Raw genomic sequence first — 26,182 nt, 5'->3', positions numbered from 1 at the left:
CGCCGGGTCGGGTCAACGGTTCCGACACGCACGAGGGGCGTCCACCACGCGGTGGACGCCCCTCGCAGCTCGGTCGGTCAGCGCTTGCTGGCCGCCTTCTTGGCCGGAGCCTTCTTCGCCGGAGCCTTCTTGGCCGCCGTGCTCTTGCTCGCCGCCGCGGTGGTCTTCTTCGCCGTGGCGGACTTGGTCGCCGCGGCGCTCTTCTTCGCCGGGGCGGTCTTCTTGCTGGCGACCGTCTTGGTCGCGGTGGTCTTGCTCGCCTTGGCCGGGGCGGTCTTCTTGCTGGCCGCCTTCGTGGCCGTGGTGGTCTTGCTCGCCTTGGCCGGGGCCGTCTTCTTGCTGGCGGCCTTCGTGGCGGTGGCCTTCGTGGCGGTGGCCTTGGTGCCCGTCGCCTTGGCGCCGGCCGCCTTCGCCGTGGTGGTCGCCGTCTTCTTCGCCGCCACCGTGGCCTTCGGCACCTTGCCGCTGGCCACCATCTCCTTGAACCCGGCGCCGGGACGGAAGGTCGGGACGGACGTCTTCTTGACCTTCACCGCCTCGCCGGTACGCGGGTTGCGCGCTGTTCGTGCGCCACGGACACGCTTTTCGAATGCTCCGAATCCGGTGATCGCCACCTTCTCGCCCTTGGTGACCGCCGCCTGGACCTCAGTGAGGACCGCGTCGAGCGCGGCCGTCGCCGTTTTCCGGTCCCCCAGGCGAACGGCGAGCGCCTCGATGAGCTCGGCCTTGTTCACGACTTCCTCCCGATTGTGCAACTGACTCGACGCGAGCCATTCTGCGCGCACCGTATGCCCTGTAGTGCCTGGACACAAACATTCGGCGGAAAAAAGCCCTTGTGTCGTAACGGATTCGCCCCCACCGGTTGGACCGGTGAGGGCGAAATCCGATGTGGGGTGCGCCTACGGCTATGCCACGGAGGGCAGGAACGGCGGTCGGCTGGCCTCGTAGGAGTCGATGTCGGCGGCGTGTCGGAGGGTGAGTCCAATGTCGTCCAGGCCCTCGATCAGCCGCCAGCGGCTGAAGTCGTCCAGCGGGAACGACCAGGTCGCGTCCCCGGCCCGGAGCTGTCGGGCGGTCAGGTCGACGGTCACCGGCGTGGTCGGATCGGCCTCGACGAGATCCCACAACTCCTCGACGGCTTTCAATTCCAACTCGACCGGCAGCAGGCCCTCCTTGAGTGCGTTGCCGCGGAAGATGTCACCGAAGCGCGGCGACACGACCGCCCGGAAGCCCCAGTCCCGCAGCGCCCAGACCGCGTGCTCACGCGAGGATCCGGTGCCGAACTCCGGTCCGGCGACGAGGATCGACGCCCCAGAATAGGTTTCATCGTTGAGCACGAATGCCGGGTCTTCCCGCCAGGCGTTGAACAGCCCGTCGGCGAAGCCGGTACGGGTCACCCTCTTGAGGTACACGGCCGGGATGATCTGATCCGTGTCCACGTTGGACCGCCGCAGTGGCACGGCCGTACCGGTGTGGGTGGTGAACTTGTCCATCTCGTCGGTCCCTTCTACAGGTCGGCGGGGGCGGCCAGCCGGCCGACCACGGCGGTGGCGGCGGCGACCGGCGGGGACACCAGATGGGTACGTCCGCCCCGGCCCTGCCGGCCCTCGAAGTTGCGGTTGGAGGTGGAGGCGGAGCGCTCGCCCGGCTTGAGCGTGTCCGGGTTCATGCCCAGGCACATGGAACAGCCGGCGAACCGCCATTCGGCGCCCGCGTCGGCGAAGACCTTGTCCAGCCCCTCGGCCTCGGCAGCCTCGCGTACGGAGGCGGAGCCGGGCACCACGAGCATCCGTACCCCGTCGGCGACCCGGTGCCCGCGCAGCACGTCGGCGGCGGCCCGCAGGTCCTCCAGACGGCCGTTGGTGCAGGAGCCCACGAAGACCACGTCGATGGGCAGTTCCCGCAGCGGGGTGCCGGGGCGCAGATCCATGTACTCCAGGGCCCGGCGTGCGGCGGCGCGCTCCGCGTCGGTGGTGAACTCCTCCGGGTCGGGCACCGGCGCGCTCAACGGTGCGCCCTGGCCGGGGTTGGTGCCCCAGGTGACGAACGGCGTGATCCGGCTGGCGTCCAGCGTCACCTCGGCGTCGAAGCGCGCGCCCTCGTCGGCGGGCAGCGTCCGCCACCAGGCGAGCGCCGCGTCCCAGTCGGCGCCCTGGGGCGCGTTCGGCCGACCCTTGAGGTACGCGAAGGTCGTCTCGTCCGGCGCGATCATGCCGGCCTTGGCGCCCCACTCGATGGACATGTTGGCGATGGTCATCCGCCCCTCCATGGAGAGGTTGCGGATCGCCTCGCCGCGGTACTCCACGATGTGCCCACGGCCACCGCCGGTGCCGACCTGGGTGATCAGCGCGAGCACCAGGTCCTTGGCGGTGACGCCCGGCGCGAGCTGGCCGGTGACGTTCACGGCCATCGTCTTCGGCCGGCTCTGCGGCAGCGTCTGGGTGGCCAGCACGTGCTCCACCTCGCTGGTGCCGATGCCGAAGGCGAGCGCCCCGAACGCGCCGTGGGTGGCGGTGTGCGAGTCGCCGCAGACGATCGTCAGACCCGGCTGGGTGAGCCCGAGCTGCGGGCCGATGACGTGCACGATGCCCTGGTTGTCGTCGCCGAGCGGGTGCAGGCGCACCCCGAACTCGGCGCAGTTGCGGCGCAGCGTCTCGATCTGCGTACGCGACGTCGGGTCCGCGATGGTGAGCAGGTCACCACGGCGGAGGCGGAACGCCGGATCGGCGTACCCGGTCGGGGTGTTGTGGTCCTCGGTCGCGAGGGTCAGGTCGGTACGACGCACCCGACGCCCGGCGAGCCGGAGCCCGTCGAACGCCTGCGGGCTGGTCACCTCGTGCAGCAGGTGCAGGTCGATGAAGAGCAGGTCCGGCTCACCAGCGGCGGACCGTACGACGTGCGCGTCCCAGACCTTCTCGGCCAGGGTCCTCGGCTCAGGAGTGACTCCCACCATCTGGACATCCTAAATTCTGGGAGGTAAGTTTCGGCTTGTGGGACACAGTATGAGCGGTGTCGGCGTTCTCGACAAGGCGGTGGTCATCCTGGCCGCCTGTGTCGACGGCGCCAGCCTTGCCGAACTCGTTGAACGCACCAAGCTGCCCCGAGCCACCGCACACCGGCTGGCGCAGGCCCTGGAGATCCACCGGATGCTGGTCCGGGACACCCAGGGCCGTTGGCGCCCCGGGCCTCGGCTCGGCGAGCTGGCCAACGCCGCACCGGACGTCCTGCTGACCGCCGCCGAGCCCCTGCTCGCCGCGCTGCGCGACGCCACCGGTGAGAGCGCCCAGCTCTACCTGCGCCGCGCCGATGAGCGCATCTGCGTGGCCGCCGCGGAGCGCGCCAGCGGCCTGCGGGACACCGTCCCGGTGGGCTCGGTGCTGCCCATGACGGCCGGTTCGGCGGCGCAGATCCTGCTCGCCTGGGAGCCGCCGGAGGCGGTGATGCCGCTGCTGCCACGCAGCAAGTTCACCGGCCGCACCCTGGCCGAGGTACGCCGCCGCGGCTGGGCACAGAGCGTCGCCGAGCGGGAGGCCGGTGTGGCGAGCGTCTCCGCACCGATCCGCGACCGCACCGGCCGCGTGATCGCCTCGATCAGCATCTCCGGCCCGATCGAACGCCTCGGCCGCCGCCCCGGCGAACGCCACGCCATGGCCGTGGTGCGAGCCGGCCAACGCCTCTCCGGCCTCTAACCCAACCCCCGCACCCGCACCCGCGCCCGCGCCCCCGTCGCCCGTCGCCCGTCGCCCGTCGCCCGTCGCCCGTTCATCATGAAGTTGTTGTCCCGACACGCCGCCGCGCGTGGCAATAACTTCATGATCAACGGGCCGGGCCGGGCCGGGACGGAGCCGGGACGGGACGGGACGGAGCCGGGCCGGAGCGCAGCCGGGGGCGGGTGTGAGACCCCCAGACCGAGTCCAGCCAACCCCGCCCGCCGACCCGCCCGCCCACTCCCGGGTGATCAAGAGGTTTGCGTCACGACACGCCGATCCCGATGACGCAAACCTCTTGATCAACGGGACGGACCGGGTGGGCCGGGTGGGGTGGGTGGGGTGGATGCGGGTGGGGCGGGGGGACATGGAGAAGGCTCACCTCGCGGAGCGAGATGAGCCTTTGGTTGTAGCCCCGACCGGATTCGAACCGGCGCTACCGCCTTGAGAGGGCGGCGTCCTGGGCCGCTAGACGACGGGGCCAGAACTTTCCTGTTCACCGCCCTCGCGGGCGGTACGGCTTGTAGTCTAGCGGCACCGCCCTCGAGGACGAGAACCGGGTACGGGCAACGGCCGCACGTCCGGCGGCCCAGATCGACTCGGGTTTCGTGAAGTCGGGCTGTCAGCCGGCTCAGGACACCACGATTTCATGCAAGCCGAGTCGATCAAGCCAGGCCGCGACCGGCAGGCCGCGACCGGCGGGCAGGCGGCGGACACGAAACAGCCCGCCTCACCGCAGTGAGACGGGCTGTGCACGATGTAGCCCCGACCGGATTCGAACCGGCGCTACCGCCTTGAGAGGGCGGCGTCCTGGGCCGCTAGACGACGGGGCCAGAACAACTTTCGCTCCCCCACCCTCGTCGGGCGGAGGAGCTGCACTCCACCGGAGACCACTCTCCGCCCCCGTAGGGACGGAGTCGATCTCCGTCAGAATCCAGCGTCCGGGATTCTCGCGAATCCCAGCTGCGCTGGGGTACCAGGACTCGAACCTAGACTAACTGAACCAGAATCAGTCGGGCTGCCAATTACCCCATACCCCATCGGCCCCTTGCGGCGCCGGGAGTGAACATTACCCTCCCGGTGCCGGCAGGCCAAATCCGATCCCCCCGAAACACCCTTGAGCTGCGGAAACAGGGGCATCAGACCGATCAGGCGACGGGGACCACCGGGTTGCTGAGCTCGCCGATGCCCTCGATCCGCACGGAGACCGTATCCCCCTCGACGAGCGGACTAACCCCCGCCGGGGTGCCGGTGAGCACCACGTCGCCGGGCAGCAGCGTCATCACGTGCGAGATGTACGACACCAGGCCGGGCACGTCGAAGACCATGTCCTTCGTCCGGCCGAGCTGGCGTACCTCCATCTCGTCGGGGTTGCGACCGACCTCACACCGGATCTCCAGGTCGGAGACGTCCAGCCCGGTGGTGATCCACGGCCCGATCGGGCAGAACGAGTCGAAGCCCTTGGCCCGGGTCCACTGCCCGTCGGAGCGCTGAAGGTCCCGGGCGGTCACGTCGTTGGCGCAGGTGTAGCCGAAGATGGCGCGCTCGGCGGCGGCACGGTCGGCCCGGCGGGCGCCCGGAGCGCCGATCACGACGGCCAACTCCGCCTCGTGCTCGACCTGCTTGGAGAAGATCGGCAGCCGGATCGCGTCGCGCGGCCCGATCACCGAGGTGGACGGCTTGAGGAAGAGCAACGGTTCCTTGGGCACGTCGTTGCCGAGTTCGGCGGCGTGGTCGGCGTAGTTGCGGCCCACGCAGACCACCTTGCTGGGCAGGATCGGCGAGAGCAGCCGGACGTCGGAGAGGGCCCAGCGGGCCCCACTGAAGGAGAGTTGGCCGAACGGGTGACCCTCGATCTCGGCGATGGTCAGGCCCTGCGGCCCGGCCTCCGGCTCGCCCTCGACGGCTCCGAACGACATTCCCTTGGCATGAGCGAAACGAGCGATACGCACCCGGCCAATCTAGCCCCGCCGACGCGTCCACCGGCCACAACGCCCGGCGGGTGTGCGCAACCCGTCAGTGGCGCGGCACTTTAGCGCAGGTCGGGACGGCCGAGGCGGGATTCCGCACTTCGTACCCGCACGGAGGCCGGGCGGCCCTAGCGTCGGCTCCGGAGGTTCGTTCGTATGCCTGCATCGACACGACACCACAGAGCCCTCGCGGTGTTCGTACACTGCCTCGGCATCCTCGCCGCCGTGCCGGCCCTGCCCGCGGCGGCCCCGGAGGCGGCGGCCGCGCCACGACCGGCGGCCGTCACGCCACCGCCAGCCCTGCCACGACCGGCGGCCGGCACACCACAACCGGCCGCGCCACGACCGGCGGCCGGCACACCACAACCGGCCGCGCCACGACCGGCGGCAGGCACGCCACGACCGGCCGCGCCGACGCCGACGACCGGTCCGACGGCGATCGGTCCGCCGGTGCCGGTGGCCGCGCGGGCGACCAGCGCGGAGCCCACGCCGCCCTCGGCGCCACCGGCGGTGGCGACGCCCACGCGGGCCGTCGCGCCGGCGCCCCCGCCTCCGGTCACGGTGGCGGTAGCGCCCGAGAGCAGTCCGGCGCCGCGTTACCGGATCCACGTCCGCAACGTGGGCAACTCGCCGGTCGACACCACGGTGCGGCAGGAACTGCCGTCCGGATCGTCGGCGACCGCGATCAGCGCGGGCGGCCGGTCCAGCCGGTCCGGCGGGTCGACGGCCGAGGTGACGTGGCGGTTGCGGTTGCCGGCCCACAGCAGCACGACGCTGGGCACGGCCCTGACCGCGACCGCGCCGGGCCAGCCGCTGACCGCACCGGCGTGCGCGTTCACCAGTGACGGCAGCCGGCCGTACGACTGCGCCACCGCCACCTGGCAGGCGGCGGCCGCAGCCCCGGCGGCGGAGGCCACCGAGGCGCCGCCGTGGCGGCGGTACCCGGTGCTGCTGGCCGGGTTGGGGATCCTGTTGCTGATCAGCGCCGCCGTGGCGTGGGTATGGCGTCGACGGCGGGGCCGCCGCGGACGACGGATAACCGCGGCCGCCCTGGCGGACGGTGGGCACGGAACGATCTATCCCCGCCCGGCGACGCCGAGCCCGAGCCGACGCCGGCGTACGCCGCCGGTCTGGCTGCTGGTCGGCGCCGCGGCGGTGGTCCTGGCCGGGGTGATCGGCACGGCCGGTTGGACGGCGACCCGGCAGGTCTCGTCGATCGACACCCAGAAGCAGCCGACCAGTGGCGCGTGGCGGGGTAGCGGGGTCTCCGGCCCGATGGGCGTGCCGCTGCGGGAGTCCGCGTTCGAGTTCACCGTCTACCGGATGACGTGCGGCGCGGCGGGTAGCGCGGCCACCGCCCCGGGGGCCAGCGCGCCACCGCCGGGCGCGCGGAGCTGTCAGGCCACCGTGGGTGTGCGCAACCTCACCGGGTCCCAGCAGCCCTGGCACGGCCAGTTGCAACGCGCCTACCTGCCCGGCAACCGCTGGGTGAGCACGGACGAGTCGGCCACCCGGGCGGCCAACCTGGGGCGGGACGTCTTCGCCAACCCGGTGGCCGCCGGCAGTCGGGTGGTGCTTCCGCTGGTCTTCACCGTCGACGGGCGGGACCCGCCCCGGCAGCTGGAGCTGCGCAGCGGGGTGTTCTCGGCGGGCGTCCGGGTGCAGATGCCCTGACCGGCGCGCGGGCGGCGGTCGTACCCTGGGTTCCGTGACCGCCGCCCTCGCCCCCGCCGTGCTCGACGTGGCGACCTGGCAGGCCCGTCGCCGGGCCCACGAGGAGCGGGCGGACGCCTGGCTGACGCCGCACCTGGCGCGGCGTCATCGTGGCGAGCGGCATCCGGTGGAGGACTTCCTCTTCACCTACTACTCGCACCGGCCGGCCCAGCTCCGCCGCTGGCATCCCGGCGCGGGCGTCGAGCTACGCGACGCCGACCCGGCCGAGTTCGGCCGGGACTACCGTGCCACGTCCGCCGGGGTCACCCTCGACACCGAGGGGGTACGCCTCAGACGCGGCGATTCGATCGCGTGGATCCGTTCGTTGCTGGCGGCCACGGCGGGCCGGACGCCGCACTTCGGCTGCTTCGGGATGCACGAGTGGGCGATGGTGTACCGGCAGACCCGCGAGGAGCTGCGTCACAACGCCTGGCCGCTGCGGCTGGCCCCGGAGCGGACCGCCGAGGTCGTCGAGGAGCGCGGCGTGCGGTGCAGCCACTTCGACGCGTACCGGTTCTTCACCCCGCCCGCCCGGCCGTTGAACGTGCTCAACCCGACGCGCGAGACGCAGCACGCGAACGAGCAGCCGGGCTGCCTGCACGCCAACATGGACCTCTACAAGTGGGCGTACAAGCTGTCGCCGCTGGTCCCGTCCGAGCTGGTGGCGGACTGTTTCGAGTTGGCCCGCGAGATCCGCACGCTGGATATGCGGGCCAGCCCGTACGACCTGGCGGCGCTCGGTCATCCGCCGGTGCGGGTGGAGACGCCGGAAGGTCGGGCCGAGTACGCGACGGCGCAGCGCGGGTTCGCCGACCGCGCGGCGGTGCTCCGCGACCGGCTGCTCGCGGCGGTCCCCTAGCCGCCTTGTCAGCGCGGGCGGGCCCGCAGTCCGTTGAGGAGCAGCGCGACCACCGCGTTCAGGTCGTCGTCGAGGCCCGGCTCGTCCCACTCCGTCCGGTGCGACGGGTGGTGGAAGCGTGCGGTGGCCTGGAGCAGCGCACGGCCGGCGACCGCCGCGTCGGGCACGGTGAACTCGCCGGCAGCCACCCCGTCGGCGACGATCAGACTGAGCTGACCGGCGAGGACCTCCAGGTGATTGGCGACCGCTCCCTCGGAGAGCGTGGCGAGCTGGTGGAAGTTGTCGAACAGCTCCGGGTCCTCGCGGGCCATCCGCCGCTTGGTGCCGCTCAGTTCGGCCAGCCACCGGCGCAGCCGTTCAGAGGCCGGATCGGTTGCGCTGGCGACGTCGATCAGGGGGGTCGACACCCGGGCCAGCCAGCGTTCGGCGACCGCCTCGCGCAGCGCGGCCTTGCTGGCGAAGTGCCGGTAGACGCTGCCGTGGCTGACGCCCAGCGCGCGGGCCACGTCGAGCACGGTGGCCTTCGCCGGGCCGTACCGGCGCAGCACCTCCTCGGCGGTGTCGAGGATGCGGTCGGCCGTCAGGGCGGTGGCGTCGCTCATCGTCCCAGCCTCCCTGACGACGTCGCCGGTCGTGGCGCGACCCCCGGCCCGGCTGTCGCGCCACGACGGAGCGGTCATGCCCGCTCGCTGTCCAGCATCGCCATCTGCGCGTCGCCGTAACGGCTGCCGGCCACCGCGTCGGAGGGCACGGCGGCCTCGATCGCGGCCAGGTCCATCTCGGTCAGGGTGACCGTGGCCGCGCCGAGCGCCTCGGTCAGCCGCTCCCGGCGACGCGCGCCGATCAGGGGCACGATGGTCTCGCCCCGGGACAGCACCCAGGCGATGGCGATCTGCGCCACGGTGACGCCCCGCGCCTCGGCGACGGCACGCAGGGCGTCCACCAGGGCGAGGTTGCGGTCCAGGTTCGCGCCGGTGAACCGGGGCAGGTCGGTGCGGAAGTCGCGGGCGGTCGTCTGGCGCTGCGGCGTCCAGTGACCGCTGATCAGGCCCCGGGACAACACCCCGTACGCGGTGATGCCGATGCCCAGCTCGCGGGCCGTGGGCAGGATCGCGGCCTCGGGGTCACGGGAGATCAACGAGTATTCGATCTGAAGGTCGGCGACGGGGTGCACGGCGTGTGCCCGTCGCAGCGTTTCGGCGCTCACCTCGGACAGGCCGATGTGCCGGATGTGGCCGGCCGTGACCAGGTCGGCCAGGGTGCCCATCACGTCCTCGACCGGCACGTCCGACGGGAGCCGCGCCGGACGGTAGATGTCGACGTGGTCGGTGCCGAGTCGGCGCAGCGTGTACGCCAGGAAGTTCTTGATCGCGACGGGTCGGAGGTCGTGGCCGATCCAGTTGCCGTCGACGTCGCGCAGGGCGCCGAACTTGACGCTGATCACGGCGTTGTGGCGGTTGCGGCCGCGCAGGGCGTCGCGCAGCAGCATCTCGTTGTGGCCCATGCCGTAGAAGTCGCCGGTGTCGAGCAGGGTGACGCCGGCGTCCAGGGCGGCGTGGATGGTGGCGATGCTCTCCGCCTCGTCGGCGGGGCCGTAGAGGTCGGACATGCCCATCAGGCCGAGCCCGAGGGCGGAGACGGTGGGGCCGTTGCTGCCGAGGGTGCGGGTGTCCATCGGTCTTCCTCTCACGTGGGGTACCCAAATGACAGTACACCGATCGACTGACAGATTCCAGATTCTGTCACCCAGGGCGGCACGAGGCCCATCGAGATGACGTCGGGATCCGCTACTCGCCGTCCACGCGGCGGTCGCGCTTGCGCTGCGACTGGCGCTTCTTCTCGGCCAACCGGCGCTCCTTCGCGCCCCGCGACGGCCTGGTCGCCCGGCGCGGCGGCGGGGGCGGGGCGGCCGCCTCGCGCAGCAGCGCGGCCATTCGCTCGCGGGCCGCCTCCCGGTTGGCGAGCTGCGCCCGGTGCTCGCTGGCCGCGATCGTCAGCACGCCGTCGACGAGGCGGTTGGCGAGGCGCGCCAACGCCCGCGCCCGCAGCGACTCGGGCACGGCCGGCGAGTTCGCCAGGTCGTAGCTCAGCTCGACCCGGGAATCGGCGGTGTTCACGCCCTGCCCACCGGGGCCCGACGAACGGGAGAAGCGCTCCCGCAGCTCCCCGGCGGGGACGACCCACCGGTCGGTCACCCGCAGTCCGTCGTCCACGCCCCGAGGCTAACCCGCCGGGAGTCGCACCGGGTCACCGGTGTGCAGGCTCACCCTGCGTCGTGGACGAGGTGGGCGCCGGGCCGGCGGTCTCGTCGTCCGAACCGACCGCGGCGTACGCCACCGCGCCGAACAGCAGCAACCCCACGACCGCGGCCTTCACGGCGATCCCGCGGACCAGCGACCACGCGCCACGGCGAGCGCCGGGCACCGCTTTCTTCGCGGCCTGGTAGTCGGTCCACCCGCGCCGTGCTCGGGCGTACGCCGACCCCACCGCCCATCCGATGACCAGGCCCACCAGCAGGAGGACCGTAAGAAGAGGACGCTCCACCTGAGCCAGTATCCAGACCGAGCGTCATATTTCCATCCTCCGATGGCCTCGGGCCGGATATCCGACACTGGAGGCGGCCGGCAGGGCCGTTCGGGCAGGTCAGCCACCCTTGCCGATGATCGTGTCGGCGGTCTGCTGGACCTGCTCGATGGGGATGGCGAAGCCGATTCCGATCGAGCCGTTGCCGTCGATGGTGGCGATGGCGGTGTTCACTCCGACCACCTCGCCCCGGGCATTGACCAGCGGCCCGCCCGAGTTGCCCGGGTTGATGGACGCGTCGGTCTGCACCGCGCGGTGCCGGTTGTTGCCCAACCGCACCTGACGGTCCAGCGCGCTGACGATGCCGGCGGTGACCGTCCCGGACAGGCCCAGCGGTGAGCCCACCGCAAGCACCGGCTCACCGACCCGGGTCGCGCCCGGCTTCGCCAGCGGCAGCGGGGCGAGTCCGGCCGACGGTGGCACCTTCAGCACCGCCAGGTCGCTGCCGGCCTCCCGGCCGACCACCTCGGCTTCGTACCGGCGGCCGTCGGGCAGCTCCACCGTCACCGGTCCGCCGCCGCCCTTGGCCAGGATGTGGTCGTTGGTGACCAGGTGCTGCTGGTCGTCGATGGCGAATCCCGAGCCCGTCGCGGACGCGCCGTTCGCGCCGCCGGCGAGCACCGACACCACACCGGGCACCGTCCGCTCGGCGGCGGTGACCAGCTCCGCCGGCACCGGCGCGGCGGACGCGGCGGCCGGCCCGCCGGCACCGTCCCGGCTGGCCACCACGCCCCCGGCGAGCGCGCCCGACACGGCCGAGACCGCCACGATCGCCAGCGCGGCGAGCAACCGACCGGATCGCCGCCCCCCGGGGTCACGGCCCGAGCCGGGAGCGTCCCACCACCCTCGCCCGTCCGGATCGAGGTCCGGCGAGATGAACCAGGGACCGCGCGGTTCGCCCAGTCCGGTCTGCACTGCCATGCGTACTCCTCACGGTCGACGTCGGCGCTACGGGTCAGGGCAGTCGGGAGAACCAGCGCATCGATCCGGCGGCGGCCCCCATCGCGAACACCAGTCCGAGGCCGATGAACCGCGCCGAGACGTCCTGGCGTTCGGTGCGGTAGCCGACCGAGCTGCCGATGTCGTCGTAGACGGCGCGCAGTTCGTCGACGGTGCTGGCCTCGTGGAACATCCCGCCGGTCTCGTCGGCGACGGCCCTGAGCGTCTGCCCGTCGACCGGCACCTGGATCGGCCGTCCGCCCCGGTCCACGAACCCCGACGGGGTGCCGAAGGAGATCGCGTGCACCGGCACCTTCGCCGCGACGGCCTCCGCCGCCGCCTCCATCGGGTCCATTCCCGAGGTGTTGGCCCCGTCGGACAGCAGGATGATCCGGGCCGGCGGTGGTTCCTTAGCGGCCTCGCTGTCCAGGCTCTTGACCGCTCCGAGCGAGGTGTTGATGGCCTCGCCGATCGCGGTGCCCTGGACCCCGGTCACCCCCTCGGCCAGCCGGCCGATGCCCTCGTCGAGGGCGTCCCGGTCGGTGCCCGGTGGTACCAGGACGGCGGCGCTGCCGGCGAACGCGACGAGCCCCACGTTGAACTCGTCGGGTAGGCCCTCGACGAACCGTCGGGCCGCCTGCTTGGCCGCCGCCAGCCGGTCCGGCTCGACGTCGGTGGCGAGCATCGAGGTGGACACGTCGACGGCCACCATCACGGTGGCCCGCTCGCGGGGCACCCGGACCTCGGCGGTGGGCCGGGCGAAGCCGACCACCAGCAACGCCAGCATGGCCAAAAACAGCCCGGCGGGTACGTGCCGACGCCAGGCCGGCCGTTCGGGCGCCACCCGGTCCAGCAGCCGCAGGTTGGTGAAGCGGACGGCGTAGCGGGCGCGTCCGCGCTGCACCACCAGGTACGCGACGACAAGCGCGAGCACGCCCACCAGCAGCCAGAGCCGCAGCGGGGACTCCCAGCTCACGCGGCACCTCCCCGGGCGGCCCCGGCCGGCGCGGCGGCCATCCGTCGCTGGGCGTGCACGTGGCGGACGATGTCCGCGCTGACGTCGCGGTCGGTACGCAGCCCCAGGTGTGTCGCACCACTGCGGCGCAACGCCGCTCGGACCTGATCCCGCTGGGCGGCGGCTGCCGCGGCGTAGCGCTCCCGCAGGCGACGGTCCGATGTGCACACTTCGCGGCGACGGCCGGTCTCCGGGTCGACGAGCGTGATCAGGCCGACGTCGGGCAGTTCCAGCTCACGGGGGTCGGTCACCTCGATCGCCAGCACCTGGTGGCGCGCGGACAGCCGGCGCAGGGTCCGCTCCCAGGGCGGCGGGTCGGCGGGGTCGTCCGGAAGGCCGTCGAGGAAGTCGGAGACCACCACCACGAGTCCACGCTGGTTGGCCACCCGTTGCAACGCGTCGAGCCCGTCGGCCAGCTCCGGAGCCGGCGCGGTCGACCGTTGCCCCGGCCCATGGGTGGGCGCGCTGGCACGCGGGGCCGCGAGCAACGCCCGCAGCAGACCGAGCAGATGGGTACGCCCGCAGCGGGCCGGGAAGCGTCGCATCCCGTCGGCGCTCAACACCTGGGCGCCCAACCGGTTGCCGACGCCTGCGGTCAGGAAGCCGACAGCCGCCACCGCGGTCACCGCCAGCTCCCGTTTGTCCAGCTCGGCGGTGCCGAACTCCATGCTGGCGCTGGAGTCGACGAGCAGCCAGGTGGTCAGTTCCCGGTCGGCGTCGACCTGGCGGACGTGCGGCACCGCGGTCCTGGCCGTCACCGCCCAGTCCATCCGGCGGACCTCGTCCTCCCCCGGCCGGTACTCCCTGCTGCCGGCGGGTTCGCTACCCGGCCCGGGCAGCAGGCCACGGTACTGACCGTGCAGCAGACCGTCGAGTCGCCGGGTGACGGTCAGTTCGAGTCGGCGCAGACGCTGGTCGGGGGTCAGCTCGGCCAGGCCGGGATCGGGTGCCGTGCGCACCGACTCACGGGCGGCGCGTCTCATGCCGCCGCCAGGTCGGGCGTCTGCTGGGGGTGCCCGGTGGCGACCCGGGGCGGGGGCACCGCCTCCACGAGTCGCCGGACGATACTCTCCGCCGAGACCCCGTCGGCCACGGCGTCGAAGGAGAGCACCAGTCGGTGGGACAGGACGTCCACCGCCAACTCCCGGACGTCCTCGGGCAACACGTACTCCCGCCCGCGCAGCAGCGCCTGCGCTCGGGCGGCGGCGACCAGGCCCAGCGTGGCCCGGGGGCTGGCGCCGTACGCGAGCAGCGGCGCGATCTCCGCCAGGCCGAACCGGCCCGGGTCTCGGGTGGCGAGGATCAGCCGGACGACGTACTCGGCCAGGGCGTGGTGGACGAAGATCCGCTCGGCGAGCCCCTGGAGGTGTCGCAGCCGTTGCGGGTCGAGCACCTGGCGCGCGGTGGGCCGGTCGCTGCTCATCCGGTAGAGGATCGCCAGTTCGTCGGCGTCGCCGGGGTAGTCGACGACCACCTTCATGAGGAACCGGTCGCGCTGCGCCTCGGGGAGCTGGTAGACGCCCTCGGACTCGATCGGGTTCTGGGTGGCCAGCACCAGGAACGGCACCGGTACGGGCCAACTGCGCCCGCCGATGGAGACCTGCCGTTCGGCCATCGCCTCCAGCAACGCCGACTGGACCTTGGCGGGCGCCCGGTTGATCTCGTCGGCCAGCACCAGGTTGGCCATGATCGGACCCAGCTCGATGTCGAAGGTCTCCTTCGAGGCCCGGTAGATCCGCGTGCCGACGATGTCGGAGGGGACCAGGTCCGGGGTGAACTGGATGCGGGAGAAGGTGCCGCCGACCACGGTGGCGAGGGTCTGCGCGGCGAGGGTCTTGGCGACGCCGGGCACGCCCTCCAGGAGGCAGTGCCCGTTGGCGAGCAGTGCGGTGAGCAGACGCTCGACGAGCCGATCCTGCCCGACGATCACGCGTTTGACCTCGAAGAGGGTCTGTTCCAGGTCGGCGCCGGTCGGCTCGGGATCGACCGAGGTGGGCATGCTGGCCAGGGTGTCCGAGATGTCCGTCACGGTGCTTGCTTCCCGGCCGGGACCCCCGGCAAACGTGGGATTGTGCGGGCCGGACCGGCCGGGAGCACCCGCAACGGGCACGGGCCGCGCGAAAGAGTGACGAGCCACGCGAGCCGGCCGCACGGGGTCGAATCACCCACGGGGGGCGACCAGGAGGGCACGCCGGCCGAGGGCCCGACATGCGATCCGGCCCCCGCGCGGGTGCGCGGGGGCCGGGTCGTGTCACCTCGCTCAGAAGGTGTGCGTGAGCAGCGTGAAGCCCAGGTCGGCCGGCACGCCGGACGAGTTGTACGTCTGGACGAAGACCGCGTTCGGGGTGCTCAGGCGCGGGGCGACCGAGACCTCGCCGGCGGGTGGGACGCAGCAGGAGTTGGCGCTCGAGATGGTCGCCAGGTAGGCACCGGTCGAGACGTTCACGCCGAACTGCACCTCATACTGGCCTGGGCCGTACTTGATGAGGGTGCCGGTGCCGCGGACCTTGGTGCCGTTGGCGTTGACGACGGTGTAGTAGGTGGCCGTGGCCAGGGTGCTGGCGCCGTTGGCCTTCAGCGCGGCCTTGGCCGACCGTGCCGACTCGGCCGTGACCGGCGGCTGGTCGCCTACCCGCTTCGCCGCCGGCTGGACGGCCGCCTGCGGCGCCTTCGCCGACGGCTGGGCGACGGCGATGCCCCCACCCGCCAGGGTGAGTGCCGCGACCGCGAACCCGATCGCTGCCGCCTTACGTCGGAAGGATGTACTCATGACAGGTCCCCCTTGTGTGACCGTGCGAATTCGGCCGACCCGCGGGGCGGGACGGATAACTGCCAACAATGAATTGGACGGTTGATTACTCGGTGAGATTAACCCGCTCTGAGCTGGGATTACTACTCAGAGTTGCGTCGTTTCAACCAGATGGAACGTAGCACCGCCAAAAGCCGCAGGTCAATAGTTGATCTCGCATTATCGACCTGTCATCCAGCCGTCAGATAATTGTGAAAGGTGAACGGAGAACCATTCACGAAATTGCTCGGCCGCGACCCCGGTTAGGCTGAGCGCCATGATCGTCACCGACGACCCGCCCGCGCCGACCCGCCGCCGAAATCTGATCCGCACCGCCCTCTGCTGGGTGGTCGTCGGGCCTACGGCCACCTGGGCCGCCGTACGTCTGGCCGGGCTGGACCGGGGACCGTTGGTGCAGGCGCTCGCCTTCACCCCGTACGTCGCCGGAGTGAGCGTTCTGGCGCTCGGGCTCAGCGTCGCCCTGCGGCGCTGGTGGCCGGCGGCGGTCGCGGCCCTGGCCGCCGTGGCGCTACTCGGCGTGGTCGCGCCCCGGGCCCTGGCCGCGCCGCAGCCGACGGCTACCGGCCCGACGATCCGGCTGCTCACCGCGAACCTGCTCGCCGGGGCCGCCGACGCGTCGGCGCTCGTGGAGTTGGTCCGGCGGCACCGGGTCGACGTGCTCACCGTGCAGGAGTTCACACCCGACGCGCAGGCCGCGCTGGACCGGCTCGGGCTCGACCGACTGCTCCCCCACCGGCAGCTCAACGCGCACGTCGGGACGCCCGGCTCGGGGCTCTACTCGCGCTGGCCGATCAGCGACGTCGGCATCCGTAACAACCGGGGCCAGGGCGGCTGGGGGTTCACCCAGGCGTACGGCACCGTGGCCGTCCCCGGGGCGCCACCGGTCCGCGTCGAGTCGGCCCACCCGTCGGCGCCGTCCGCGCTGGACCAGGTCGACGCGTGGCGTACCGACCTGACCGCCCAACCACCCGCCACGCCCGACGGTGAGCTGCGGATCCTCGCCGGGGACTTCAACTCCACCCTGGACCACGGGCCGCTGCGAGCGCTGCTGCGCACCGGTTACGTCGACGCCGCCGACGCGACCGGCAAGGGGCTGACCGGCACGTGGGGCCCGTACGACGGCGACCTCATCCCCCCGGTCACCATCGACCACGTGCTGGTCGACCGCCGGATAGCCGTCGACACGGTGAAGGTCCTGGCCCTACCAGGCAGCGACCACCGCCCCGTCCTGGCCACCGTCACCCTCCCAACCCGGTAACCCACCGGTGCGGGGGCACGCACCCCGGTGAGGGTGATGCCGGTGAGTCATCTAGATGACTCACCGGCATCACCCTCAACCGACTCCCCGCTTCCCGTCCGGCGAGGTACGGCGCCGCCCGCCGCGCCGGACCGACGGCGATCTGCGCCGCGGTGGTCTGCGGTCAGACCGGGGCGGGAGCCAGGCCGTAGGTGAGGGCGTCTACCAGGGCGTGCCAGCTCGCCTCGACGACGTTGGGGTGTACGCCCACCGTCGTCCAGTCCCGGCCGGTGCCGTTGGCGGTCTCCAGCAACACCCGCGTCACCGCGCCCGTGCCGTGGCTGCCCTCCAGGATGCGCACCTTGTAGTCGGCCAGCTCGAAGTCGCGCAACTGCGGGTAGTGCCGCGCCAGCCCGACCCGCAGCGCCTCGTCCAGCGCGTTGACCGGGCCGTTGCCCTCCGCGGTGGCGATGACCCGCTCGCCGCGTACCCGGATCTTCACGGTCGCCTCGGAGACGACCGCGCCGTCCTCGCGGTGCTCGACCAGCACCCGGTACGACTCCAGGGTGAACGGCCGCGCCGGGCCGCCCTCGGGCAGTTCGGAGCGGACGAGCAGCTCGAACGAGGCGTCGGCGGCCTCGAAGGACCACCCGCCCGCCTCCAACTCCTTGACCCGCTTGGTGACCCGGGTCAGCGCCTCCGGACGGCCGGCCAGGTCCAGGCCGAGTTCGCGGCTCTTGAGCTCGACACTGGCCCGGCCGGCCATCTCGGTTATCAGGATCCGCATGTCGTTGCCCACCACCGACGGGTCCACGTGGTTGTAGAGCAACGGGTCGACCTTGATCGCGCTCGCGTGCAGCCCCGCCTTGTGGGCGAAGGCGGCGGCCCCGGCGTACGCCTGGTGGGTGTCGGGGGCGATGTTGGCGATCTCGGCGATGGCGTGCGAGACCCGCACCATCTGGGCCAGGCATCCCTCCGGTAGGACGGGCATACCCAGCTTGAGCTGGAGATTGGCGACGACGGCGAAGATGTCGGCGTTGCCGGGGCGTTCGCCGTACCCGTTGGCGGTGCCCTGCACGTGCCGGACCCCCGCCTCGACGGCGGCGATCGTGTTGGCGACCGCGCAGGCCGTGTCGTTCTGGGCGTGCATGCCGAACAGCGCGGCGTCGACCCCGAGCCGGCCGGTCAGGTCGTGGATCGCGGCGGTCACCTGGGACGGCAGCATCCCGCCGTTGGTGTCGCAGAGGACCATCCGCTCGGCGCCCGCGGCGAGCGCGGTCTGCACCACGGCGGCGCCGTACGCGGGGTCGTGGCGGTAGCCGTCGAAGAAGTGCTCGCCGTCGACGAAGACCCGGCGTCCCTCGGCGACCAGGTGGGTGACGGTGTCGTGGATCATCGCCAGGTTCTCCGCGCCGGTGGTGCGCAACGCGCGCTCGACATGGCGGATGTCGGCCTTGGCGACCAGGGCGACCGCCGGGGTCTGCGCGTCCAGCAGGCCGCGCACCTGAGGGTCGTCGGCGACCGCGACACCGACCTTGCGGGTGGCGCCGAACGCCACCAGCACGGCGTGACGCAGGGTCAGCTCGGTGCGGGCGCGGCGGAAGAACTCGGTGTCCTTGGGCACCGCGCCCGGCCAACCGCCCTCGATGAACCCGACGCCGAACTCGTCGAGCAGCCGGGCCACCGCCAGCTTGTCGACCACCGAGTAGGTGAGCCCCTCGCGCTGGGCGCCGTCTCGCAACGTCGTGTCGAAGACCTGGAACGTCATCAGGATCCTTTCTCGGAGCAACAAAAAGACCCCCCGCGGGATGCGGGAGGTCTGCGCGCTCGGCGGAGGGGAGAGCCGGCGCGCTAGGTCGCAATAATCAGGGCGGTGCAGGTCACGATCGCTACTTTGCCACCCGCTCCCGCTTTTGGGAGAGACAATCCACATGGTGGGACATCCCGCCCACAAGGAGGCCCCGTGCGCACCGTGTCGCTCGACACCGACACCCCACCCGCCGAGGACTGACCCGTGGGACTGGACACGATCCGGGCGGCCCTGCCCGCGTACGCCACGGACATCGCCCACAACCTCGACTCGACGATCGGCGCGGCGACGCTGACCCCGGCGCGGACGTGGGGCACGGCGCTGGCCTGCGCGGTGGCCGCGCGCAACCCGCTGGTACTGCGCGAGATCGCCGCCGAGGCGCTCGACCCCCTCGGGCCGGACGGCGTCGAGGCGGCCAAGGGCGCGGCGGCCGTCATGGCGATGACCAACATCTACTACCGCGCCACGCATCTCATCGGCGACGAGGAGTACGCCTCGATACCGGCCCGCCTCCGCATGCAGCTCGTCGCCCGACCCGGCGTGGACAAGAGCGACTTCAAGCTGTGGTGCCTCGGCGTGTCCGCGATCATCGGCTGCGAGATCTGCCTCCAGACGCAGGAGAAGGCGCTGCGCCGTCGTGGCGTCCCCCGGGAGCAGGTGCACGAGGCGTTGCGGATCTCCGCCGTCGTCCACGCGGCGGCGGTCACGCTGGACGCCGAGGCCGCCCTGGCCTGAGGCCCCTCGTGCGGCCCGGACCGGCCGGCGCTCCGGTCCGGTCGCCGTTTCCGGGCCCCCGCAGCCGGGTAGCTCCTCAGGGGCGGGCACGACAGCCCGGGACGTCGGCGACAGTCAGGAGCGAACGGCATGGACAGGATCGACCCACACGCCGCCCACGCCGGGCCGGACCCGCTGCGCGGCGGCGACCAGGGCGCCGTGGCCGGCGGGGCGCCGGCCGGCACGTTCGACCCGTGGCGCTACCGCGACACCGCCGGCGTGGCCGACGCCGACCTGGTCGGCTACAAGGTCGAGGCCAGCGACGGCGGTGTCGGCAAAATCGACAGCGCCAGCCACGAGGTCGGCGGCAGCTACCTGGTCGTGGACACCGGGCCGTGGGTCTTCGGCAAGAAGGTGATGCTGCCCGCCGGCACGGTCAACCTGGTCGACCACGACCAGCGCACCGTCTCCGTCGACCGCACCCGCGACCAGATCAAGGCCGCCCCCGAGTACGACGAGGCCAGCCACAGCGACCCGGCGTACCGGGATCAGCTCGGCGGTTACTACGACGAGACGTACGGCGCGCTTCCCCCGGGCACCGCGCGCTGACCGATCCGACCCGACGGCCGGTGGGACATGAGCCCGCCGGCCGTTACCGTGTGCACGTGGACGCCATCGACGACGAACGTCACATCACGCTGCCCGCGACCTTCAACTTCCGCGACGTCGGCGGCTACCTCGGCCACGACGGCCGTACCGTGCGCCGTGGTCGCCTCTACCGCTCCGACTCCCTGCACCGGCTCGACGAGCAGGACCGCGACGCGTTCGCCGCCATCGGCATCCGCACCGTCGTCGACCTGCGCCGCCCCACCGAGGTGGAGCGCGACGGTCGGGTGCCGGCCTACCAGGGGCTGACGTACCGGCACATCCACCCGGAGCACGAGGACTGGGCGCTGACGCCGCACGAGAAGGGCACCGACCTGGCGCGCTACCTCGCCGACCGCTACGCCGACCTGGCCCAGACCGGCACCGCGGGCCTGGGCGAGGCGATCGGGCTGATCGCCGACTCGGCGAACGCCCCGGTCGTCGTGCACTGTGTGGCCGGCAAGGACCGCACCGGCATCGTGTGCGCCCTGACCCTCGCCGTGCTGGGCGTCGACGACGCGGACATCACCGCCGACTACGCGCTGAGCACCGAGGCGTCGGCCCGGTTCAGCGCCTGGCTGGCCGCCACCATGCCGGACGCCGCGGAGGTGCCGGCGCCGTTCCTGGCGTCGCCCGCCGAGGCCATGCAGATGTTCCTTGACGAACTGCGTGAGGGGCACGGCTCGATCGAGGCGTACCTGCGGCATGCCGGGGTGACCGACAAGCAGCTCGCCGCCCTACGCGACCACCTGCTCGACGAGGGTTAGGGCGTGTGTCCCAGCGCCGCGGCCGACCGGCCCGTTCGACGGGCCGGTCGGCCGACGGACGTCAGAAGACCTGGTGCACCCAACCGTGCGGGTCGGCGGCCTTGCCGCGCTGGATGTCGACCAACTGCTGACGCAGCGACATGGTGACCCGGCCGGGCTCGCCGCCACCGATCAGGAACTCGCCGTCGGGGAAGCGCACCCCGCCGATCGGGGTGATCACCGCGGCGGTGCCGCAGGCGAAGACCTCGCGCAGCCGGCCGCTGGCCGCGTCGGCCTGCCAGTCAGCGAACGAGACCGGCCGCTCCTGCACCTGGTGCCCCGCCTTGCCGGCCAGCGTGATGATCGCGTCGCGGGTGATGCCCGGCAGGATCGTGCCGGTCAGCGGCGGGGTGACCACCGTGTCGTCGTCGTAGACGAAGAAGACGTTCATGCCGCCCAACTCGTCGACGAAGCGGCGCTCCACGGCGTCGAGGAAGACCACCTGGTCGCAGCCGGCCTCGATGGCCTCCGCCTGGGCCGCCAGCGACGTGGCGTAGTTGCCGCCACACTTGGCCGCGCCGGTGCCGCCGGGCGCCGCCCGGGTGTAATCCGGGGAGACCCAGATCGTGACCGGCTTGACGCCACCGGTGAAGTACGCGCCGGCCGGCGAGGCGATCACCATGTACAGGTATTCGTTGGCCGGACGGACGCCGAGGAAGACCTCGCTGGCGAACATGAACGGCCGCAGGTAGAGACTGCCGTCCTCGCCGGTCGGGATCCACTCCCGGTCGATCTCGATGAGCTTGTGCAGTGAGTCGACGAACACCTCGGGCGGCAACGCCGGCATCGCCATCCGCTTGGCCGAGTCGACGAAGCGGGCGGCGTTGGCGTCCGGCCGGAACATCGTCACGCCACCGTCGGCCGTCCGGTAGGCCTTCAGCCCTTCGAAGATCTCCTGCGCGTAGTGCAGCACCGCGCTGGCCGGGTCCATCGGGATCGGCGCCCGCGCCTCCACCCGGGCGTCGTACCAGCCCTTGCCCTCCGCGTAGCGGATCGTGATCATGTGGTCGGTGAAGACGCGGCCGAATCCGGGGTTGGCCAGCAGGGCAGCCCGGTCGGCGGCGGATACCGGCGTGGGATTCGGACGGATCTCGAAGTCGAGCTTGTCACCACCGCTCATCGCGCTGACCTCCCTGCGGGACAACGGCATGCGGGATCGCACACCGACATGGCTGTGCCAGAAACTTACCCCGAACGACCGTTCAGAAGGTAGCGCCGCTCGGGACCGGGTGGACTGCCCGGACAGGCGAAGACCGCCCCCGGCCGCGACGCGGCCCGGGGCGGTCAGGCTACGGCGTGGGCGGCGAGCCGGTCGCCGACCTCGGCGGTGCGCAGCGTCGCGCCCGGGGTACGGCCGGCCAACTCGGCGGCGACCGCCGCGTCGACCCGGGCCGCCGCCTCGGCGTGCCCGAGCTGCTCCAGCAGCAGCGCCACGGAGAGCACCGCGGCCACCGGGTCCGCGACGCCCTGCCCGGCGATGTCCGGCGCCGAGCCGTGCACCGGCTCGAACATCGAGGGGTACGCGCCCTCGGGGTTGATGCAGCCACTGGCGGCCAGCCCGATTCCGCCGGTGACGGCGGCGGCGATGTCGGTGAGGATGTCGCCGAAGAGGTTGTCGGTGACCACCACGTCGTAGCGCTGCGGCTGGGTCACCAGGAACATCGCGGCCGCGTCGACGTGCTGGTACTCCGTCGCCACGTCCGGGTGTTCGGCGGCGACCGCCGCGAAGGCGCGCGACCACAGCGACCCGGCGTGGGTCAGTACGTTGGTCTTGTGCACCAGCGTGACCTTGCGCCGCTCCCGACGACCGGCCCGCGCGAACGCGTCACGGATCACCCGCTCCACGCCGTGCCGGGTGTTGAGGCTCTCCTCCGTGGCGACCTCGGCGGGCGTGTCGCGGTGCAACGTCCCGCCCGCGCCGGCGTACAGCCCCTCGGTGCCCTCGCGGACCACCACCAGGTCGACCTCGCCCGGCTTCACGTTGCCCAGCGGACCGGCGACGCCGGGCCAGAGCCGCGAGGGGCGCAGGTTGACGTACTGGTCGAAGGCGAACCGGAGCTTGAGCAGCAGGCCGCGCTCCAGGACACCCGGCGGCACCGTGGGGTCACCCACCGCGCCGAGCAGGATCGCGTCGTGCCCGGCCAGCTCGGTCAGCACCGAGTCGGGCAGGACCTCTCCGGTACGGTGCCAGCGGGCGGCGCCGAGGTCGTACTCGGTGGCCTGCACACCGGGAAGCACCGCGTCGAGGACCTTGCGGGCCTGCGCGACCACCTCGGGCCCGATGCCGTCCCCGGCCACCACCGCGATCCGCGTCACGCCCGCTCTCCCCACGCTCGACTGCCCTGTCCGGCAACGGTACGTCGCCGTCCCGACTCCCGGTACGAAGCTTCCAGCATCTGAGACAGGAGGATGCACAGCACCCTCTCAGCTGGGATTCATGTAGCGATCATCTGCGCTGCCTACGGTAAGGGACAGCGGGTCAGGGGGCCCGCGAACGGTGGTCGTGACGACGCGACGTCAACTGCGAGGGGGCAGGCGCCATGCGCATCGACGAGCAGCCGCGGACCCGCTGGCCGGACCTGTCGGCGTTCCGGCACCGCCGGCCCGACCTCCGCCTCGGCAGCCGCCGTCGCCGGTTCGACCCGGCCGCCGCCACCCAGGGCCGCATCGCCGTGCAGCACACCGTCCGCACCGCCACGGCGGAGTACACCCTGCTGCTCAACGCCCCCGAGGGGCTCGGCCGCCGGGGCGTCGGCGAGGCGTTGCGGGACAGCGTCGCCGAACTGCGCGCGATCGACCTGACCTACGGCCCGAACCGTCCGGAGAGCCTGGTCTCCAGGCTGCGCCGGGGCGAGATCAGCCCCGCGTCGTACGCGCCGCTGGCTGACCTGGTGGACCGCTGTACGGCGATGCGCGCCGCCACCGACGGCTGGTTCGACGCCTGGGCGGTCCCCGGCGGCTTCGACCCGGGCGGCCTACTGGGCGGCTGGGCCGTGGACCGCGCCGCCGCCCGGCTGCGCGCGGCGGGCGTGCACGACTACGCCGTACTCGCCGGCGCCGACCTCGTGGTCCGGGGCCGCGCGCCGCACGGCGGACCGTGGCGGGTCGCGGTACACCACCCGACGGCGCCGGACCGCGCGCCACTGATGCTGGAGATGACCTCGGGAGCAGTCGGCACCTCCGGGGTGTCCGGACGGCGGGGACACGTCGTCGACCCGCACACTGGCGAGCCGGCCAACCACCTCATCGCCGCGACCGTCGTCGGCCCGGACCTGACGGTCGCCGACGCGTACGCCACCGCGCTCTACGCCGCCGGCCCCACGGGCCTGGCCTGGTTCCGGGGTGGCTCCGAGTACCGGGCGCTCTTCGCCCACCGGCGCTGAGGGCCCGAGGGCCTGTTTCATAAGGGCGGTCGAGCCGAGGCGGAGTCCGGGCGGCGATCCGGCAAGGCGCGGTTTCGTCCGGATACCGGTGTTTTATCCGGACGAAACCGCAACGCCGCCGGTCGTCGTCCGGGCCCGCCGCAGGCCGGCCAGTTCTTATGAAACAGGCCCTAGCGTCCCGTGCTGGGGTCCGGCACGGTCACCCGCGCCGGGGTCCGTGCCCCGAAGACGGTGGCGACCAGATCGCTCACCGCGTGCACCCCCACATCGATCCCCTTGCCGGGTGGCAGTTGGTACATGACGGCGACGACGTAGCGCTGGTCGTCGCCGACGAACCCCACGGTGTTGGTGACCCAGTGCTCCCCGCCCGGGTCCGGCTCGATCGACCAGCCGTCCTTGGTGCCGGGGTGCTTGTCGCTGCCGGCCGCCCAGACACCCCAACGCTGGATCGAGCCGACCGAACGCATCGCGCCGACGATGTAGGCCCGGTCGGTCGGGTCGAGGTCGTCCAGCACGTACGACATCAACCGCTGCAGATCCTCAGCCGTGCACTTGAGGTGACCCCAGAAGCGCGCGTAGCCGGCGACGGTGGTCAGCCCGGTCATGCCGTAGCGCTGCTGAAAGCGTTTGAGCTGTCCGTCCCGGCCGTAGCGGTTCCACAGAGCGGTGGCCGCGTCGTCGGAGGAGAAGTTCAGCATGTCGGCGATCTGTCGACGGGCGGCGCTGTCGAGCGTGATCTCCCCCGCCCGTGAGCGCTCCAGCAGCCCGACGACCATCGCGAGTTTGATGGTGGAGGCCGTCCAGATCGGATGATCGGTGGTCCCCGCCCGCCAGGAAGTGCCGGTGCGCCGGTCCCGTACCAGGATTCCGAGCACCCCCGGCTTGCTCTTCAGGAGGGTGGCCGCCGCCGCGAAACGGCGGCGTTGGGCCTCGTCCGCGCTGCCCGTGCCGGGTTGCCGGCCCCCGGCCGGGCCGAGCCCACTCGTCGACCGCGGCTCGGCGGTCCCCGGAGCCGACGACGAGTCGCGCGAAGCGGGCGAGCCGGTCGGATCGGGCGAACAGCCGGCCAGCACGAGCACCGCCACCAGGGCCGCGAGGAGCCGCGTCGACCGTAGGGCTCGTCGTGGCGGCGCAGGTCGCCGCGGCCGGGCGACCCGGCGGCCACCGCCATTGAACAACTGGGCGCTTGTCACGGCGGCCGATCATAGCCGCGTCGCACGTCAGACGGGGTGACCCGCGGAGCGCCTGAATTGCGATCGGCCCCCACGGCCTCGGCAACGGCTGTGGGGGCCGATCAGCGACGAGTGCGCGTGGCTCGCACAATCGAGGGGTGCGGACCGGTCGGGCCGGACGTCGGCCGCGCCACCCGAAGACGGGCCGGCGCCACGGCCTGGCGGCCAGTAACCGCAGTCGTACGCTAGCGAATCGACGCAACTCGACGCAAGAGTCTCCACAGCGGACGCCTTCGGACGCCGCCCGCACGGGTTCGGCGATTGGCCGGCGGTGAGGCAGTTTCGACATGGTGAACGACGGATGGCACGCTGTCCGCCGTGAGTTTCGATCTGAGTGTGTGGGCCCTGGAGGACGGGGCGACGCCCGAGGACGTGCGGGCAGCGGTCGAGGGTTGCCGGCAGGGGCGGCACGTGGACCGATACCCGGACCCGCGCGTCGTCGGCTTCTACCGGGCGATCACCGCGTCCTATCCGGACCGTCACCCCGGCCCGGACAGCCCGTGGGCGGTCGCGCCGCTGCACGCCGCCCACGATCACGTCGAGCTGAACCTGCACCCGACCTGCCCGGACCAGGTGCTGCTCGACATCGAGCGGCTGGCCGGCGAGCACGGGCTGATGCTCTTCGACGCCCAGGACGGTTCGGTCTACCCGCCCCCGGTCCGGTTGCCGAACTGACCGCTCCCGGGGCGGAACACCTCCCGGCGTACGACGAAGGGGCCCGGCGCTGTCGCCGGGCCCCCCGTGGTGCTGTCGTCCGCGC

General features: G+C 72.4%; 26 protein-coding genes and 3 tRNA genes. 9 read left to right on the top strand and 20 right to left on the bottom strand.

Annotated features, from left to right (window positions below):
- Positions 1 to 77: 77 nt before the first annotated feature.
- The 3 genes from ACIBTX_RS25915 to leuC all read right to left on the bottom strand — a co-directional run bounded on the left by ACIBTX_RS25915 (position 78) and on the right by leuC (position 2,953).
- Positions 78 to 734 (bottom strand): HU family DNA-binding protein, encoded by a 657-nt coding sequence (locus tag ACIBTX_RS25915; protein ID WP_357392978.1) that lies wholly within the window; start codon positions 732 to 734, stop codon positions 78 to 80.
- A gap of 171 nt (positions 735 to 905) precedes the next feature.
- Positions 906 to 1,493 carry a 3-isopropylmalate dehydratase small subunit gene (leuD, locus tag ACIBTX_RS25910; RefSeq protein WP_357392976.1) on the bottom strand — a complete coding sequence of 196 codons (588 nt, stop codon included), beginning with the start codon at positions 1,491 to 1,493 and terminating at the stop codon, positions 906 to 908.
- A gap of 14 nt (positions 1,494 to 1,507) precedes the next feature.
- Entirely contained in the window at positions 1,508 to 2,953 is a 1,446-nt protein-coding gene (leuC, locus tag ACIBTX_RS25905) for a 3-isopropylmalate dehydratase large subunit (protein ID WP_396833105.1), read from the bottom strand.
- A 49-nt stretch (positions 2,954 to 3,002) separates the two neighbouring features.
- On the opposite strand from leuC, the gene ACIBTX_RS25900 reads away from it, so the two are divergent.
- The gene (locus tag ACIBTX_RS25900) at positions 3,003 to 3,689 is read left to right on the top strand and encodes an IclR family transcriptional regulator (RefSeq protein WP_091671614.1); all 687 of its coding nucleotides are present in this window, start codon (positions 3,003 to 3,005) and stop codon (positions 3,687 to 3,689) included.
- Between the two features lie 428 nt (positions 3,690 to 4,117).
- Here ACIBTX_RS25900 and ACIBTX_RS25895 read toward each other — a convergent pair.
- The 4 genes from ACIBTX_RS25895 to ACIBTX_RS25880 form a co-directional block, all read right to left on the bottom strand.
- Positions 4,118 to 4,190 (bottom strand) — tRNA-Glu (locus ACIBTX_RS25895).
- A 277-nt stretch (positions 4,191 to 4,467) separates the two neighbouring features.
- Positions 4,468 to 4,540, bottom strand: a tRNA-Glu gene (locus ACIBTX_RS25890).
- Between the two features lie 135 nt (positions 4,541 to 4,675).
- A tRNA-Gln gene (locus tag ACIBTX_RS25885) sits at positions 4,676 to 4,747 on the bottom strand.
- A 108-nt stretch (positions 4,748 to 4,855) separates the two neighbouring features.
- On the bottom strand, positions 4,856 to 5,659 hold the full coding sequence (locus ACIBTX_RS25880) for a fumarylacetoacetate hydrolase family protein (protein WP_357131201.1): 804 nt from the start codon (positions 5,657 to 5,659) through the stop codon (positions 4,856 to 4,858).
- Positions 5,660 to 5,833: 174 nt separating this feature from the next.
- Between ACIBTX_RS25880 and ACIBTX_RS25875 the strand changes: the two genes are divergently transcribed.
- Positions 5,834 to 7,351, top strand: coding sequence for a hypothetical protein (locus ACIBTX_RS25875; protein WP_396833104.1), 1,518 nt, complete (start codon positions 5,834 to 5,836; stop codon positions 7,349 to 7,351).
- A gap of 34 nt (positions 7,352 to 7,385) precedes the next feature.
- Positions 7,386 to 8,249: a 3-methyladenine DNA glycosylase gene (locus ACIBTX_RS25870; RefSeq protein WP_357131204.1), complete on the top strand. Its 864-nt coding sequence runs from the start codon at positions 7,386 to 7,388 to the stop codon at positions 8,247 to 8,249.
- An 8-nt stretch (positions 8,250 to 8,257) separates the two neighbouring features.
- Here ACIBTX_RS25870 and ACIBTX_RS25865 read toward each other — a convergent pair whose 3' ends face one another.
- The 9 genes from ACIBTX_RS25865 to ACIBTX_RS25825 form a co-directional block, all read right to left on the bottom strand.
- Positions 8,258 to 8,851, bottom strand: coding sequence for a TetR family transcriptional regulator (locus ACIBTX_RS25865; RefSeq protein WP_357131207.1), 594 nt, complete (start codon positions 8,849 to 8,851; stop codon positions 8,258 to 8,260).
- Between the two features lie 74 nt (positions 8,852 to 8,925).
- Positions 8,926 to 9,924, bottom strand: coding sequence for an aldo/keto reductase (locus ACIBTX_RS25860; protein WP_357392972.1), 999 nt, complete (start codon positions 9,922 to 9,924; stop codon positions 8,926 to 8,928).
- Positions 9,925 to 10,036: 112 nt separating this feature from the next.
- The gene (arfB, locus tag ACIBTX_RS25855; protein ID WP_357131213.1) at positions 10,037 to 10,462 is read right to left on the bottom strand and encodes an alternative ribosome rescue aminoacyl-tRNA hydrolase ArfB; all 426 of its coding nucleotides are present in this window, start codon (positions 10,460 to 10,462) and stop codon (positions 10,037 to 10,039) included.
- Positions 10,463 to 10,496: 34 nt separating this feature from the next.
- The gene (locus tag ACIBTX_RS25850) at positions 10,497 to 10,793 is read right to left on the bottom strand and encodes a hypothetical protein (protein WP_357131218.1); all 297 of its coding nucleotides are present in this window, start codon (positions 10,791 to 10,793) and stop codon (positions 10,497 to 10,499) included.
- Positions 10,794 to 10,892: 99 nt separating this feature from the next.
- A complete protein-coding gene (locus tag ACIBTX_RS25845; RefSeq protein ID WP_357131220.1) occupies positions 10,893 to 11,753 on the bottom strand; it encodes a trypsin-like peptidase domain-containing protein in 861 nt (286 codons plus the stop codon).
- Between the two features lie 34 nt (positions 11,754 to 11,787).
- Positions 11,788 to 12,747: a VWA domain-containing protein gene (locus ACIBTX_RS25840; RefSeq protein WP_357131223.1), complete on the bottom strand. Its 960-nt coding sequence runs from the start codon at positions 12,745 to 12,747 to the stop codon at positions 11,788 to 11,790.
- Positions 12,744 to 13,769, bottom strand: coding sequence for a DUF58 domain-containing protein (locus tag ACIBTX_RS25835; protein WP_357131226.1), 1,026 nt, complete (start codon positions 13,767 to 13,769; stop codon positions 12,744 to 12,746). The genes ACIBTX_RS25840 and ACIBTX_RS25835 overlap by 4 nt, the downstream gene beginning before the upstream one ends.
- Positions 13,766 to 14,815 (bottom strand): MoxR family ATPase, encoded by a 1,050-nt coding sequence (locus ACIBTX_RS25830; protein WP_357131229.1) that lies wholly within the window; start codon positions 14,813 to 14,815, stop codon positions 13,766 to 13,768. Before ACIBTX_RS25830 ends, ACIBTX_RS25835 begins: the two co-directional genes overlap by 4 nt.
- Before the next feature lie 231 nt (positions 14,816 to 15,046).
- On the bottom strand, positions 15,047 to 15,556 hold the full coding sequence (locus ACIBTX_RS25825; RefSeq protein ID WP_357392968.1) for a hypothetical protein: 510 nt from the start codon (positions 15,554 to 15,556) through the stop codon (positions 15,047 to 15,049).
- A 295-nt stretch (positions 15,557 to 15,851) separates the two neighbouring features.
- Between ACIBTX_RS25825 and ACIBTX_RS25820 the strand changes: the two genes are divergently transcribed.
- Complete coding sequence (locus ACIBTX_RS25820; protein ID WP_357131235.1) at positions 15,852 to 16,853, top strand: endonuclease/exonuclease/phosphatase family protein; 1,002 nt, start codon at positions 15,852 to 15,854, stop codon at positions 16,851 to 16,853.
- A gap of 163 nt (positions 16,854 to 17,016) precedes the next feature.
- Here ACIBTX_RS25820 and cimA read toward each other — a convergent pair whose 3' ends face one another.
- The gene (gene cimA / locus ACIBTX_RS25815) at positions 17,017 to 18,600 is read right to left on the bottom strand and encodes a citramalate synthase (RefSeq protein WP_357392964.1); all 1,584 of its coding nucleotides are present in this window, start codon (positions 18,598 to 18,600) and stop codon (positions 17,017 to 17,019) included.
- A 246-nt stretch (positions 18,601 to 18,846) separates the two neighbouring features.
- Here cimA and ACIBTX_RS25810 point away from each other — a divergent pair, with 246 nt between their 5' ends.
- From ACIBTX_RS25810 to ACIBTX_RS25800, 3 genes are all read left to right on the top strand, one after another.
- Positions 18,847 to 19,377, top strand: coding sequence for a carboxymuconolactone decarboxylase family protein (locus ACIBTX_RS25810; RefSeq protein WP_357392962.1), 531 nt, complete (start codon positions 18,847 to 18,849; stop codon positions 19,375 to 19,377).
- A gap of 129 nt (positions 19,378 to 19,506) precedes the next feature.
- On the top strand, positions 19,507 to 19,965 hold the full coding sequence (locus ACIBTX_RS25805) for a PRC-barrel domain containing protein (protein WP_357131243.1): 459 nt from the start codon (positions 19,507 to 19,509) through the stop codon (positions 19,963 to 19,965).
- Positions 19,966 to 20,021: 56 nt separating this feature from the next.
- Positions 20,022 to 20,768, top strand: a complete 747-nt coding sequence (locus ACIBTX_RS25800) for a tyrosine-protein phosphatase (protein ID WP_357392960.1) — start codon at positions 20,022 to 20,024, stop codon at positions 20,766 to 20,768.
- A gap of 61 nt (positions 20,769 to 20,829) precedes the next feature.
- Here ACIBTX_RS25800 and ACIBTX_RS25795 read toward each other — a convergent pair whose 3' ends face one another.
- On the bottom strand, positions 20,830 to 21,927 hold the full coding sequence (locus ACIBTX_RS25795) for a branched-chain amino acid aminotransferase (RefSeq protein ID WP_357131249.1): 1,098 nt from the start codon (positions 21,925 to 21,927) through the stop codon (positions 20,830 to 20,832).
- A 164-nt stretch (positions 21,928 to 22,091) separates the two neighbouring features.
- Complete coding sequence (locus ACIBTX_RS25790) at positions 22,092 to 23,123, bottom strand: 3-isopropylmalate dehydrogenase (RefSeq protein WP_357399338.1); 1,032 nt, start codon at positions 23,121 to 23,123, stop codon at positions 22,092 to 22,094.
- 224 nt (positions 23,124 to 23,347) lie between these two features.
- On the opposite strand from ACIBTX_RS25790, the gene ACIBTX_RS25785 reads away from it, so the two are divergent.
- Positions 23,348 to 24,190 carry an FAD:protein FMN transferase gene (locus tag ACIBTX_RS25785; RefSeq protein WP_357131255.1) on the top strand — a complete coding sequence of 281 codons (843 nt, stop codon included), beginning with the start codon at positions 23,348 to 23,350 and terminating at the stop codon, positions 24,188 to 24,190.
- Positions 24,191 to 24,360: 170 nt separating this feature from the next.
- Here the strand turns inward: ACIBTX_RS25785 and ACIBTX_RS25780 are convergent, their stop codons facing one another.
- A complete protein-coding gene (locus ACIBTX_RS25780; RefSeq protein ID WP_357394056.1) occupies positions 24,361 to 25,383 on the bottom strand; it encodes a hypothetical protein in 1,023 nt (340 codons plus the stop codon).
- A gap of 357 nt (positions 25,384 to 25,740) precedes the next feature.
- Between ACIBTX_RS25780 and ACIBTX_RS25775 the strand changes: the two genes are divergently transcribed.
- The gene (locus ACIBTX_RS25775; protein ID WP_357127353.1) at positions 25,741 to 26,097 is read left to right on the top strand and encodes a hypothetical protein; all 357 of its coding nucleotides are present in this window, start codon (positions 25,741 to 25,743) and stop codon (positions 26,095 to 26,097) included.
- The last annotated feature ends 85 nt before the right edge of the window (positions 26,098 to 26,182 follow it).

This window comes from Micromonospora sp. NPDC049359 (assembly GCF_044466585.1).
Classification (GTDB): Bacteria; Actinomycetota; Actinomycetes; order Mycobacteriales; family Micromonosporaceae; genus Micromonospora.
Note: the sequence above shows the minus strand (reverse complement) of the source record. Positions and strands in the feature narration are given on the sequence as shown.